The sequence below is a fragment of the Streptomyces panacea genome, from assembly GCF_040560175.1.
Classification (GTDB): Bacteria; Actinomycetota; Actinomycetes; order Streptomycetales; family Streptomycetaceae; genus Streptomyces; species Streptomyces panacea.
Map to the genome: position 1 here is coordinate 33,452 of NZ_JARJHW010000040.1, position 13,695 is coordinate 47,146.

Below are 13,695 nucleotides of genomic sequence, written 5' to 3' on the forward strand. Positions count from 1 at the left end.
GGCTCACGCCCCCTGGCTCACGCCCAGCCCCGCCACCAGCAGCAGCGTGAAGCCGCGCGCCCACTCCTCGTCCACCCGTTCCGCGCTCACCAGCGTCCGGTGGACCACCGCGCCCGCGATCACGTCGAAGATCAGGTCGGCGTTGCGGGCCGCCACCTCGGGGTCGCTCTCGTACGCCAACTCGCCCCGTGCCTGGGCCCGTTCGCGGCCCTTGATGACAAGTCCCTTCTGCCGGTCCACGATCGCCGTACGGATCCGGTCCCGCAGGGCGTCGTCCCGCGTCGACTCGGCGACCACCGCCATCAGCGCCGTCTTGGTCTCCGGCCGCTCCAGCAGGGCGGCGAACTGGAGCACGACCCCTTCGATGTCGGCCGTGAGGCTGCCCCGGTCGCGGATCTCGATCTCGTCGAAGAGGACGGCGACCGCGTCGACCACCAGCTCGTTCTTGCTCGCCCAGCGCCGGTACAGCGTGGTTTTGGCGACGCCCGCGCGCGCCGCGACGTCGCCCATCGACAGCTTGGACCAGCCCAGTTCCACCAGCGCCGCCCGGGTCGCCAACAGGATCGCGGTGTCGGCCGCCGCGCTGCGGGGACGGCCGGAACGGGCGGGGTTGTCGTGGCGGCGGCTCAGCATGTCCGCGACCATACCCGCCGGTAGGGAATTCGCTGTGAGTCAGTTCACCGGATGAATCTCACACGGACGGGGGAGCTTCCGGTTACGCTACGACCCGTAGCGAAAGGCCGTTTCTTCCCTGGCGGTTCTTGAGCGACGACCACTGGCGCGGGGTGGGGACCCCGTGCCGAACCCAGGTCCCCCACGGGGGACTTGCCCCGTACGTGTTCAGGTCATGCGCGGGGCTCGTGCAGGCGTGACGACCGTGTCCGCCCGTGCGCCCCGCGGCCGGCGGGGAACGCGGGGACGGGCGCGGTCCCGTGTGGACGGTACGAACTGTCCGATTGCTTTTCACATGCGCGCGCGGAGAGGGGAGGATGTACTCATGCAGCCTAGGAACATGTCCATGAGCGGCGTCGTCGATCTCGCCGCGGTGAAGGCGGCCGGTGAGGCCAAGGCCAAGGCCGAGCAGGCCCGCGCCGAGGCGGCCCGTCGGGGCGACACCGGCGCCGTACCCCCCTCCAGTCTGGTGATCGACGTCGACGAGGCGGGCTTCGAGCGCGACGTCCTCCAGCGCTCCTCCGAGGTCCCGGTCGTCATCGACTTCTGGGCCGAGTGGTGCGAGCCGTGCAAGCAGCTCAGCCCCGTGCTGGAGCGGCTGGCCCGTGAGTACAACGGCCGGTTCGTTCTCGCCAAGGTCGATGTCGACGCCAACCAGATGTTGATGCAGCAGTTCCAGATCCAGGGCATCCCCGCGGTCTTCGCCGTGGTGGCCGGCCAGGCGCTGCCCCTCTTCCAGGGCGCGGCCCCCGAGATCCAGATCCGCGAGACGCTGGACCAGCTGATCCAGGTCGGCGAGCAGCGCTTCGGCCTCACCGGCATCACGGTCGACGCCGACGCGGAGGCCGGCGCGGACGACGGGCCGGCCGAACCGGTGGAGCAGGCGGGGCCGTACGACGCGCTGCTCGAAGCCGCCGTACGCGCCCTGGACGCCGACGACTTCGGCGGCGCCGCGCAGGCGTACCGCAACGTGCTCGCCGACGACCCCGGCAACACGGAGGCGAAGCTCGGGCTCGCCCAGGCCGAACTGCTCGCCCGGGTGAAGGGGATGGACCCGCAGCAGGTGCGCAAGGAGGCGGCCGAGCGGCCGGACGACGTCCCCGCGCAGATCGCCGCGGCCGACCTCGATCTGGTCGGCGGCCATGTGGAGGACGCCTTCGGCCGGTTGGTCGAGGCCGTACGGCGCACGGCGGGGGAGGACCGGGACGCGGCGCGGCTGCGACTCCTCGAACTCTTCGACGTGATCGGCTCGGACGACCCCCGGGTGACCGCCGCCAGGTCGGCGCTCGCCAGGGTCCTTTTCTGACCTTGACCCGCGTCCGTTCCCGGATCCGGGCGGTCGCGTAACGATTTGCCGAACCGACGGCACCGACGACCCCGCTTTACCAAAACTTGGTAAAGCGGGGTCGCTGTTACTCCGAGTAAATCAACTTGCTTGGTCTGTCCGGTTATTAGTGGTATTCGCGAGTTCTGTCGGGTCGATTTGAGGCACCCTGTGTGCCCGTGCGGCGCCGCCTCGTGGCCCCTCCGTGAACCACTCATTACTTGCCAGTAACGAACCCCCTTGTGTCCCGAGCGTGAATACACCACGATCGTCCACGCTCGGTCCAACAGCGCACCGGCGCGGCACTCCAGCCGTGGCCACCGCAAGTTGGAACCCCACCGGGCGGGCCGGCGGAGCAGTGGCGCCGACCCACGGACAGGGGGGTTCCCGCCGACCGGCGGGGCCTGTCCGGCGGCCACGCGACGCGCGTGGTCCAGTGGTTGTCGCTCGGGGGTGATCGTCGGTGATTCTGACGCGGCTCGTTCCGCGTGAACGCAACGGCGCTCTCCTTCCCGAGGACGTAGCACTTCTCCCATCCCAGGACGGGCTCAGGCCCGATCCGGAGATGTACGTCCGAGAAGGAGGAAAGTGATGGAGTCCCAAGCACGTGGCGGGACCAGATGGAAGCGGTTCGCCGTCGTCATGGTGCCGAGCGTGGCCGCGACGGCCGCGATAGGTGTCGCTCTGGCACAGGGCGCGCTCGCCGCGTCGTTCAGTGTGTCGGGGCAGAGTTTCAAGGTCTCGGCCGACCAGTTGGTCGGCCAGGACTTCGTTCAGTACGGAAGCCTGGCCGAGGGCACCGACCTCAAGGGCAACAAGACCGTCCACCCGGTGGCCGTTTCCGGCTTCAGCTCGGCGACGATCAGCAACATGTGCCAGTCGGTGGTGACGCCGGACGTCCCGGTCTTCGGCAGCATCAGCCTTGAGCTGCGCGCGGGTACGAACAAAGCGAAGCCGGTCAAGGCGACCAACCTGTATCTGGATGTCGCCCAGCTCGACGCCGACGCCAAGTTCAAGAACATCGACATCGGTGTGGCGGCCGGCGACACGAGGATCCAGCCGGGGACCGAGAAGAAGGTCAACCCGTTCGGCTTCGCGCAGCGCGCCGAAGAGGCGACGCTGACCAATGTGAAGCAGACGGCCTGGGCGACCACGGCCGGCACCTTCGAGCTCAGCAACTTGAGCCTGAAGCTGCACAAGGGCGTCAAGGAGTGCTACTAGACCCTGACCGGGTCCTGAAGCACTTCGCCCCATCGGGGCGGGCGCGCCCGTATGCAGCGGTCGCGTCCGCCCACTCCCCAATCTCTCACAGCAACACCGGTTCCAGGGAGCTGTTTTCCATGAGCGCCGAGTCCTCGGATCCCCGCGGCCGATTCATGTACTGGCGGCTGCGCTTCCGCGCCTGGCGGGGTACTCGGCCGTTCTGGGCGGGGTTGTTGACACTCCTCAGCGGAGTGCCGATCGCCTACTTCCCATACGCCGAGCTCAAGATCGGCCATCTCACGATGACCATGGCCACCACCGCGGGCGCGGGCTCGCTGATCATCGGTGTCCTGCTCGTCACGCTGGGTCTGACCATGTGGTTCCAGAGCATCGTGCGGGTGTTCGCCGGTGTCGCCACGATCCTGCTGGGACTGGTCTCGATCCCCGTGTCGAACCTCGGCGGATTCATGCTCGGCGCGATGCTCGCCCTCATCGGCGGCGGACTCTCCATCTCCTGGGTACCTGGCCGGCCGGCGGGGTCGGCGGACGAGGAGCACGCGGACGCTGTCGGCGACGGCCGCCCGGCCAAGCACGCGGCCGTACGGCGGGAGACGTTCAAGCCGCACGGCGGCGCCGTCGGCCAGGGAACCCCGGACGGCGGCGGGGACGACCCTTTTCTTCCCGGCCCGCGTGACGGGGACCCGAATCTGACGGACACGACTGCCCATGCCAACGGCGGGAGGAACAGTGCGGGGTGACGACACGCGGCCTGAGACGGCCGGAGGCGGGCAGGCCCGCGAGAGAAGCGGCCCGCGCCACGCCGCCCCCCGGAAGTCGCTGCTGACCAAGCTCCAGATCCCGGCCGGCAAGGCGTTCGCGCTGGCCGCGATGCCGACGGCGGTGTTCGTCGGGATGGGGCTCACACCCCGGCTCGCGCTCGCCGACGACGCCAAGGACATCCCCTTCGCGCCCGGGCCGTGTGTCACGCGCTCCGACGAGCCGCCGGAGGAGTCGGCCTCGCCGTCGCCGTCCGAGAAGCCGTCGGACGAGGCGTCCGGCGATGCGTCCGAGGGCCCGTCGGGGAGTCCGTCGGGGGACTCCACGGACCGGCCGAAGCCGCCCGCGGGTGGTGACGGGGACGGCGACGCTCCCGAGCCCTCGCCCGGCGCGACACCGCCCGCGTCCGACGCGCAGGAGCCGGCCGCGCCCAAGGAGCCCGCGCCGGAGCCGAGCGCGTCGAAGTCCAAGGACCCGCTGGACCCGCTGGGTCTGGGTGACGCGCTGGGTGACCTTCTCGGCGTACCGGACAAGGAGACGGACAAGCCGGCCGACCCGGAGTCCGAGAAGCCGGAGTCCGAGAAGCCGGAGTCGGAGAAGCCCGGGGCCGGAGAGCCGGCGGACCCGAAGCCGGACGGTCCCGGCGCGGACGAGCCCGGCGCCGACAAGCCGGATCCGGACAAGGCAGACAGCACCGAGGACGCCATCAGGGACGCCGCGGACAAGGCCGGGGCGGATGTCGAGGAGCTGGACGACGCCGCGAAGGGACTCGAAGCCCGCAAGGACGGCGACATCCCCGAGGGCGCCGACGGCAAGCCGCGCTTCCCCTGCCCGGAGGCCGACCCGGACGCGCTCGCCGCCGCCGAACTGGAGCCCGGCATGCCGCTGTTGCCGGACGATCCGTGGAAGCTGGAGAGCACCAAACTCACGCTGCGGGGTCTGGACTACCACGGCATCGTCGAGGTGAAGACGGGCAGCGGAAAGATCAAGAAGGCCCTGAAGTTCACGGCTTCGGAGGTGGACATCAAGGACCTGCACCAGAAGGTCGTCTACCCCGAGGGCCGCACGGCGCACGTGGCGAGCCGGCCGGACTCCACGTCGACCATCCGCGACGGTCAAGTCACCATGTACACGGAGGAGTTGAAGGGCAACCTGTTCGGTCTGATCCCGATCACGTTCAGCCCGGACACCCCGCCGCCGCTCAATGTCCCGTTCGCCTTCTTCACGGATGTCGAGGTGCTTCAGGCAGGCCAGTTCGGCGGCACGCTCACCGTTCCCGGACTGAGCAACTACATCACCGACTAGGTCGTGGCTTCGAAGTAGCGCCGTCCGCCCGCGGGCCGGGCGGGACTTTGAAGACACGGCCCAGGGCCCGGTCGCCCCCCCGGCGCGGTGACCGAACGCAGGACGGGCCGCACAGTCAACTGTGCGGCCCGTCCTGCGTTCGGCGATCGACTCGGGGCGGTTCAGCTCTGGTCGGCCGGCGCCATGTCGCCCAGGTGGTGGACACGGACCATGTTGGTCGTGCCCGGGACACCGGGCGGCGAGCCGGCCGTGATGATCATGATGTCCGACTCGCTGTAGCGCTGGAGCTTCAGCAGCTCCGCGTCCACGAGGTCGACCATCGCGTCCGTGGTGTTCACGTGCGGTACGACGAAGGACTCGACGCCCCAGCTCAGGGAGAGCTGGTTGCGCGTCGCCTCGTCCGTCGTGAAGGCCAGGATCGGCTGACAGGTGCGGTAGCGCGAGAGCCGGCGGGCCGTGTCGCCGGACTGGGTGAAGGCGATCAGCGCCTTGCCGCCCAGGAAGTCCGCGATCTCGCAGGCCGCGCGCGCGACCGAACCACCCTGCGTGCGGGGCTTCTTGCCCGGTACGAGCGGCTGGAGGCCCTTGGACAGCAGCTCGGTCTCGGCCGCGACGACGATCTTCGACATCGTCTTGACGGTCTCGATCGGATACGCGCCGACGGACGACTCCGCCGACAGCATGACCGCGTCGGCCCCGTCCAGGATCGCGTTCGCCACGTCGGACGCCTCGGCGCGCGTCGGGCGGGAGTTGGTGATCATCGACTCCATCATCTGGGTCGCCACGATCACCGGCTTGGCGTTGCGGCGGCACAGCTCGATGAGGCGCTTCTGCACCATCGGGACCTTTTCGAGCGGGTATTCGACGGCCAGGTCGCCACGGGCCACCATGATGCTGTCGAACGCCGCGACGACGGCCTCCATGTTGGCGACGGCCTGCGGCTTCTCGACCTTCGCGATGACGGGGACCCGGCGGCCCTCCTCATCCATGATCTTGTGGACGTCGTTGATGTCGTCCGCGTCGCGCACGAAGGACAGCGCGATCATGTCGCAGCCCATCCGCAGGGCGAAGCGCAGGTCCTCGACGTCCTTCTCGGAGAGCGCCGGGACATTGACCGCCGTACCCGGCAGGTTGATGCCCTTGTGGTCGGAGATGACCCCGCCCTCGATGACCAGCGTCTTGACCTGCGGGCCGCTGACCTCGGTCACACGGAGTTCGACGTTGCCGTCGTTGATCAGGACCTGGTCGCCCTTGGTGACGTCCCCGGGCAGGCCCTTGTAGGTGGTGCCGCAGATGCCCTTGTCCCCGGCGACGTCCTCGGTGGTGATGATGAACTCGTCACCCCGCACCAGCTCGACGGGACCCTCGGCGAAGGTCTCAAGACGGATCTTCGGGCCCTGGAGGTCGACGAGCACGCCCACGGCCCGGCCGGTGGCCTCGGCCGCCTTCCGGACGCGGTGGTACCGCTCCTCGTGCTCGGGGTGGGACCCGTGGCTCATATTCAGTCGGGCCACGTTCATACCGGCCTCGATGAGCGATTTCAACTGCTCGTACGAGTCGACGGCGGGGCCAAGTGTGCAGACAATTTTGGAACGGCGCATAAGGCGGATCCTATCGGTTTGTTTCGGCTCGGAATATTCCGTCTGGCGGAAAGTACAAATGGGCGGGGTGGCGCTCAGGCGTCGACCGAGCCGACCAAGGTGAAAGTCTGGCGGGCGATCTCCATTTCCTCATCGGTCGGCACCACGGCGACGGCGACGCGCGCGTGTTCCGGCGATACGAGGCGGGGCTCGCCGGACCGTACGGCGTTCAGCTCCGCGTCCACGACCAGCCCCAACTCCCCGAGCCCGGCGATCGCGGCGGCCCGTACCGGCGCCGCGTTCTCGCCGACGCCGGCGGTGAACACCACCGCGTCCACCCGGCCGAGCACCGCGTAATAGGCACCGATGTACTTCTTCAGCCGATGGATGTAAATGTCGAAGGCCAGCGTCGCCGCGGCGTCGCCCGCGTCGACCCGGCGGCGGATCTCCCGCATGTCGTTGTCACCGCAGAGCCCGGTCAGCCCGCTCTTCTTGTTGAGCAGTTCGTCGATCTCGTCGGTGCCCATTGCGGCGACCCGCTCCAGGTGGAAGACGACCGCCGGATCCATGTCCCCCGAGCGCGTACCCATCACCAGCCCCTCCAAGGGGGTCAGCCCCATCGAGGTGTCCACGCAGCGCCCGCCCGCGACGGCCGACGCGGACGCCCCGTTGCCGAGGTGCAGCACGATCAGATTCAGCTCCCGCGGCGCGCGGCCCAGCAGCTCGGCGGCCCGCCGGGAGACGTACGCGTGCGACGTGCCGTGGAAGCCGTAGCGCCGGATCCGGTGCGCGTCGGCCGTCTCGACGTCGATCGCGTACCGCGCGGCGGACTCCGGCATCGTCGTGTGGAACGCGGTGTCGAAGACGGCGACCTGCGGCAGATCGGGACGGAGCGCCCGCGCCGTTCTGATGCCGGTGATGTTCGCCGGATTGTGCAGTGGCGCCAGCGGCACCAGCCGCTCGATCTCCGCGAGCACGGCGTCGTCGATCACCGTCGGGGCGCTGAACTCCGCCCCGCCGTGCACCACCCGGTGACCGACCGCCGCCAGCTCGGGGGAGTCGATACCCCTACCGTCCAGGGCCAGTTCCCCGGCGACGGCCTTCAACGCCTCGTCGTGGTCGGCGATCGGCTCCGTACGCTCCCGCCGGCGCGCGCCCTCGCCCGACGGCGTGTGCACCAGCCGGGACGCGCTCTCGCCGATGCGCTCGACGAGTCCGGCGGCGAGACGGGTGCCGTCGCGCATGTCCAGCAGCTGGTACTTCAGCGACGAGGAGCCGGAGTTGAGCACGAGGACTCGGGTGGCCTGCGAGGTCACGGGAGGGACGCCTTTCGTGGAGGGGACGGTGCGGCCGGGACCGGACGGTGTCACGCGCCGTCGCCCTGCGCCTGGACGGCGGTGATCGCGACTGTGTTCACAATGTCCTGGACCAGGGCGCCGCGCGACAGGTCGTTGACCGGCTTGCGCAGCCCCTGCATCACCGGACCCACCGCGACCGCGCCCGCCGAACGCTGCACGGCCTTGTACGTGTTGTTGCCGGTGTTCAGGTCGGGGAAGATCAGCACCGTCGCGCGCCCCGCCACCTCCGACTCCGGCAGCTTCGTCGCGGCGACGCTCGGCTCCACCGCCGCGTCGTACTGGATCGGCCCCTCGATCTTCAGCTCGGGCCGCGCCGCGCGCACCAGCTTCGTCGCCTCGCGCACCTTGTCGACGTCCGCGCCGGAGCCCGAGGTCCCCGTCGAGTACGACAGCATCGCGATGCGCGGCTCGACGCCGAACCGGGCCGCGGTCGCGGCGGCCTGCACCGCGATGTCCGCGAGCTGCCCGGCGTCCGGGTCCGGGATCACCGCGCAGTCGCCGTACACCAGCACCTTGTCGGCCAGGCACATGAAGAAGACCGAAGAGACGCTGGACGACTCCGTCGGTGTCTTGATGGCTTTGATGATCTCGAACGCCGGGCGGATCGTGGCCGCCGTGGAGTGCACCGAGCCCGACACCATGCCGTCGGCCAGGCCCGCGTCGACCATCAGCGTGCCGAAGTAGTTCACGTCGGCCACCACGTCGTACGCCAGCTCCACCGTCACGCCCCGGTGCGCGCGCAACGCCGCGTAGCGCTCGGCGAACCGCTGCCGCAGTTCGTCCTTCGCCGGGTCGATGAGCTGGGTGTCCGCCAGGTCGATGCCGAGGTCGGCGGCCTTCTTGACCATGGTGTCGATGTCGCCGAGGAGCGTCAGGTCGCACACGTCGCGGCGCAGCAGCACGTCGGCCGCGCGCAGCACCCGCTCCTCGGTGCCCTCCGGCAGGACGACGCGGCGGCGTACGGCACGGGCCTGCTCCAGCAGGTCGTGCTCGAACATCATCGGCGTCACCCGGCTGCTGCGCGCCACCGACATCCGCGCCAGCAGATCGCCGGTGTCCACGTACCGCTCGAAGAGGCCCAGCGCCGTCTCCGCCTTGCGCGGCGTATCGGCGTTCAACTTCCCTTCCAGGGAGAAGAGTTCGCCCGCCGTCGGGAAGGAGCCCGCGACCACCGAGACGACCGGGGTGCCGGGGGCGAGTTTGGAGGCGAGGGTGAGGACCGAGTCGGCCGGCCGCTCGTCCAGCGTCAGCAGGACGCCCGCGATGGGCGGCGTCCCCGCCGAGTGCGCGGCGAGCGCGCCCACCACCAGATCCGCCCGGTCGCCCGGCGTCACCAGCAGACAGCCCGGCGTCAGGGCGCCCAGCAGATTCGGCAGCATCGCGCCGCCGAAGACGAAGTCGAGCGCGTCGCGCGCCAGCCCCGCCTCGTCCCCGAGCAGCACCGTGCCGCCGAGCGCGCGGGTGATCTGCGCGACCGTCGGGGCGGCCAGCGCCGCCTCGTCGGGCAGCGTGTAGCAGGGCACCGGCAGCTGCGCCCCGAGCTGCGCGTCGATCGTGTCGCGGTCCTCGGGGGCGACCCGGTTCACGACCATCGCGAGGACGTCGCAGCCGAGCCCGGCGTACGCCCGGTGGGCGTTGCGCGTCTCGGCCTGTACGGAGTCGGCGTGCTGGCCCTTGCCGCCGACCACGGGTATGACCGAGGCGCCGAACTCATTGGCCAGGCGCGCGTTGAGCGACAGCTCGTCGGGCAACTGGGTGTCGGCGAAGTCGGTGCCGAGGACGAGCACGACCTCGTACTCCCGCGCCACCTCGTGGAAGCGCCGGACGAGCTGCTGGACCAGCTCGTCCGTACCGCCGTCGGCCTGGATCCCGGCGGCCTCCGCGTAACCGAGGCCGTAGCCGGACGCCGGGTCCTGCGAGAGCCGGTAGCGGGCGCGCAGCAGATCGAACAGGCGGTCGGGGCCGTTGGCGTGGACCAGGGGGCGGAAGACGCCCACCCGGTCCACCTGGCGGGTCAGGAGCTCCATGACCCCCAGCTCGACGACCTGTCGGCCGTCGCCGCGTTCGATCCCGGTCACGTACACGCTGCGTGTCACGCGTGCTCTCCTGTTCGACGAAGATGGTGGGGGTGGTGCGGGCCGGCCGGTGCCGGGGACGGGAGGAATTCCTGTTTCTGACGTTAGGCCCGTTAGGGTGGCAAAGCCCTCTTGACAATACCTGTGGGGGTGGGTACGGCGCCTCCGAGACGGGTAGGCGGTACGGCCCGTCGCACGGCCCGCACCAGACCGCACCCCTAGCGAGCAGGAGACACAGCGCGATGCGTATCGGAGTTCTCACCGCAGGCGGAGACTGTCCCGGCCTGAACGCCGTGATCCGTTCGGTCGTCCACCGTGCGATGACCGGACACGGGGACGAGGTCATCGGCTTCGAGGACGGATTCAAGGGCCTCCTCGACGGCCACTACCGCCCGCTCGACCTGGACTCCGTCAGCGGCATCCTGGCTCGCGGCGGCACGATCCTCGGCTCGGCGCGGCTGGAGCGCGGCCGGCTGCGGGAAGCGGCCGAGAGCGCCGACGAGTTGGGCCGTAAGTACGGCATCGACGCCCTCATCCCGATCGGCGGCGAGGGCACCCTCACGGCGGCCCGGATGCTCTCCGACGCGGGCATGCCGGTGGTGGGTGTACCGAAGACCATCGACAACGACATCTCGTCCACGGACCGCACCTTCGGCTTCGACACGGCCGTGATGGTCGCCACCGAGGCGATCGACCGGCTCAAGACCACGGCCGAGTCGCACCAGCGCGTCATGGTCGTCGAGGTCATGGGCCGGCACGCCGGATGGATCGCGCTGGAGTCCGGCATGGCGGGCGGCGCGCACGGCATCTGTCTGCCGGAGCGGCCCTTCGAGGTGGACAGCATCGTGAAGATGGTCGAGGAGCGCTTCGCGCGCGGCAAGAAGTTCGCGGTCATCTGCGTCGCCGAGGGCGCGCACCCGGCCGAGGGCTCGATGCACTACGTGAAGGGCGAGATCGACCAGTTCGGCCACGAGCGCTTCGAGGGCATCGGCAACCGCCTCGCGGGCGAGCTGGAGCGGCGCATGGGCAAGGAGGCCAGGCCGGTCATCCTCGGGCATGTGCAGCGCGGGGGAACGCCAACGGCGTACGACCGGGTGCTGGCGACGCGCTTCGGCTGGCACGCGGTGGAGGCGGTGCACAACGGCGACTTCGGCAAGATGACGGCGCTGCGCGGTACGCGGGTGGCGATGGTGCCGCTGGCGGAGGCGGTCACACGCCTCAAGACGGTGCCGGAGAACCGGATGTTCGAGGCGGAGTCGGTCTTCTAGGTCGTGTCTTCGAAGTAGCGCCGTCCGCCCGCAGGGCGGGGCCCGCTTGTCGATCAGGCCGGATCAGGGAGCGCCCGCCGCGACATCGGCCGCTGTCGCGGCGGACGGCACCTCGCGGCGTTGTCGTCGGTCGGCGATGTACGGCCGGGCCGTCGACGACGCCGATCCTCCGCCGTGCGGGCGGACGGCACCAGCCGCCGCCTGCCCCGCCCTTCGGGCGGACGACGCCACTTCGCGGCCCCCGGCCCGCGCCATGTCCCGTTAGGCCGCGTGCGCGGATCCGAGTGACGCATCGATGCGGGTGCGCAGCGCGACCGGATCCGCGCCCGTCTCGCGGAGCAGTTGGGCCGGCGGGCCCTCGGGGTCGTCCAGCAGGACGGCCAGCATGTGCGCCGTGCCGACCGTGTCCGCCTTTCGCTCGGCCGCCAGCAGCCGGGCCGCGGCCTGCGTCCTGTTCGTCTCCGGGGAGCGCTCCAGATCGCTCGGGACGGCGGACAGCGCCGACGGTTCGGCCGCCGCCGCTGCCGCTGCCGCCGCGCGGACCAGATCCGTCTGTCGTACCCCGGCCGAACGCAGCTCGTCCGCGGCCGAGTTCACCGCGAGCAGTTCGTCGGGCAACGACAGCCCGGCGACGGTGAGCCCCCGGTCCAGGGAGACCACGGCGAGCAGCAGATCCACCGGCTCCGGCGCCGTACGGCCGTGGCGTACGGCCTGGCGCTGGGCCTCGTTGTAGAGCACCAGCATCACCGGCGAGCCGTCGCCGGTCCCACGAGACATCCACGACAGCATGCGCCGCGACCACCACACCCCGCGCTCGCCCAGCAGCCCGGCCGTCCGCAGCAGCTTGACGGAGCCGATGACCGCGGCGGCCTCGGTGGGCCAGGGGTCGCCGCCCGCGCGTACCGACTCGGCCTGCGCGTCCAGCGTGCCGGCCGCCGCCGTCAGGTCCAGCCGGCGCAGCGCCAGCGCCTCCAGCGCCCGGCTCTCGGGGGTCTCCAGCAGCAGCGCCCGCGCCAGATGCCGCGCGTGCGCGTCGGGCGAACCCTCCTCGCGGGCCAGCCGCAGGGCGCCGAACAGCGTCTCGCGCAGCGCTCCGGTCGGCCGGGGCGGCTCCGTGCCCTCCTCGCGCAGGGCCTTCGTGGCACTGCCCGCGACCCACAGCGTCTCCCGCCACGCGGCGTCCACCTCGATGGCGTCGTCGGGGGCGTGCGCGCCGTCCCGGGCTTCACTCCCGTCGGCCTGCGCCGGGTGGCCGCTGTCGTCGCGCGCCCAGTGCTCCTGCCCGCGGGCACGGATCTCCCCGCCGATCGAGCCGGTCTGCCGGATGCCGCCGGGGACCAGGGCCTCCCCGGGCTCCTCCACGTCGTCGAGCAGGGTGGAGAGGAGGTGTTCGGTGCCGATGGCGGCGCCCGTGCGGCGGAACGCCTGACGGACCGTCCTCGCCAGCAACTCGATGGCGTCCGAGGCGAACTCGGTCGTCGTGACGGTGGTCAGGTCGGCCGTCCGGCGCTGCTCCATGGTGCGTCTCCCGATGTCGACTACAGCGAACTACGCTGGTGAGGACGCCTTTCCACCACCCGCCGGTTCACTCCCGTCCGAAATCGGCCCCGCCCGGGGCCGGGTGGGGCCTCGGCGGGCGCTCACCCCCGGACAACTCCCCAGAAATGGCCGACGATCGCGTCCAGGTACTCCTGCCCGGCCTCCCCGCCCGCCCCGACCGCGAAGAGCCGCTCCGGTTCGGTGTCGCCGCCATCCGCGCCTGGTAGCCGGTGTGGGGCTGTTCCAGGACGTCCTCGACCTGGGTCCCCGGCAGCGGCAGCGGCTTCGCCGCCGGTCTCACTTACGCCCCCCGGCGCGTCGTGACCGCCGACCGCGGCAGCCCGGCCGACTCGTCGTCCCGACCCGTGGCCGTCACCGGCTCGCGCGGCATGAGACCGAGTACGCCGGCGAGGGCGGCGGTGCGTCGCTCGCGCAAGGTGGCGGGAGCGACGCGCGGTTCGCCAGGCGTGCACCACAGCACGCCTGCGAGCGCGGTGAGTTCGTGGGTCCCGGGAACGCCGGGGCCGCGCTCCCGGGAGACCACCGTGTCCGCGGTTGTCGTACGAAGCTCCTACCCCTTGACCGCCCCGCCCA

At 70.9% G+C, this 13,695-nt stretch carries 10 protein-coding genes; 5 read left to right on the forward strand and 5 right to left on the reverse strand.

The features are described 5' to 3' along the window. Positions 1–3: 3 nt before the first annotated feature. Positions 4–633, reverse strand: coding sequence for a TetR/AcrR family transcriptional regulator (locus tag P3L51_RS12810; protein WP_354605283.1), 630 nt, complete (start codon positions 631–633; stop codon positions 4–6). Positions 634–997: 364 nt separating this feature from the next. On the opposite strand from P3L51_RS12810, the gene P3L51_RS12815 reads away from it, so the two are divergent. The 4 genes from P3L51_RS12815 to P3L51_RS12830 all read left to right on the forward strand — a co-directional run bounded on the left by P3L51_RS12815 (position 998) and on the right by P3L51_RS12830 (position 5,281). Then, positions 998–1,978: a tetratricopeptide repeat protein gene (locus P3L51_RS12815; protein ID WP_354605284.1), complete on the forward strand. Its 981-nt coding sequence runs from the start codon at positions 998–1,000 to the stop codon at positions 1,976–1,978. A gap of 609 nt (positions 1,979–2,587) precedes the next feature. After that, positions 2,588–3,217 (forward strand): DUF6230 family protein, encoded by a 630-nt coding sequence (locus P3L51_RS12820; RefSeq protein WP_354605285.1) that lies wholly within the window; start codon positions 2,588–2,590, stop codon positions 3,215–3,217. Between the two features lie 119 nt (positions 3,218–3,336). Then, positions 3,337–3,957 (forward strand): DUF6114 domain-containing protein, encoded by a 621-nt coding sequence (locus tag P3L51_RS12825; RefSeq protein WP_354605286.1) that lies wholly within the window; start codon positions 3,337–3,339, stop codon positions 3,955–3,957. Next, the gene (locus P3L51_RS12830; protein ID WP_354605287.1) at positions 3,947–5,281 is read left to right on the forward strand and encodes a hypothetical protein; all 1,335 of its coding nucleotides are present in this window, start codon (positions 3,947–3,949) and stop codon (positions 5,279–5,281) included. Before P3L51_RS12825 ends, P3L51_RS12830 begins: the two co-directional genes overlap by 11 nt. A 161-nt stretch (positions 5,282–5,442) precedes the next feature. Here P3L51_RS12830 and pyk read toward each other — a convergent pair whose 3' ends face one another. From pyk to pta, 3 genes are all read right to left on the reverse strand, one after another. Further along, the gene (pyk, locus tag P3L51_RS12835; RefSeq protein WP_354605288.1) at positions 5,443–6,882 is read right to left on the reverse strand and encodes a pyruvate kinase; all 1,440 of its coding nucleotides are present in this window, start codon (positions 6,880–6,882) and stop codon (positions 5,443–5,445) included. Between the two features lie 74 nt (positions 6,883–6,956). Next, complete coding sequence (locus P3L51_RS12840) at positions 6,957–8,177, reverse strand: acetate kinase (RefSeq protein WP_354605289.1); 1,221 nt, start codon at positions 8,175–8,177, stop codon at positions 6,957–6,959. Positions 8,178–8,227: 50 nt separating this feature from the next. Next, a complete protein-coding gene (gene pta / locus P3L51_RS12845) occupies positions 8,228–10,315 on the reverse strand; it encodes a phosphate acetyltransferase (protein ID WP_354605290.1) in 2,088 nt (695 codons plus the stop codon). A 221-nt stretch (positions 10,316–10,536) separates the two neighbouring features. On the opposite strand from pta, the gene P3L51_RS12850 reads away from it, so the two are divergent. Continuing rightward, the gene (locus P3L51_RS12850; RefSeq protein WP_354605291.1) at positions 10,537–11,562 is read left to right on the forward strand and encodes an ATP-dependent 6-phosphofructokinase; all 1,026 of its coding nucleotides are present in this window, start codon (positions 10,537–10,539) and stop codon (positions 11,560–11,562) included. Between the two features lie 261 nt (positions 11,563–11,823). On the opposite strand, the gene P3L51_RS12855 is transcribed toward P3L51_RS12850, so the two are convergent. Further along, positions 11,824–13,080 carry a Clp protease N-terminal domain-containing protein gene (locus tag P3L51_RS12855; protein ID WP_354605292.1) on the reverse strand — a complete coding sequence of 419 codons (1,257 nt, stop codon included), beginning with the start codon at positions 13,078–13,080 and terminating at the stop codon, positions 11,824–11,826. Between the last annotated feature and the right edge of the window lie 615 nt (positions 13,081–13,695).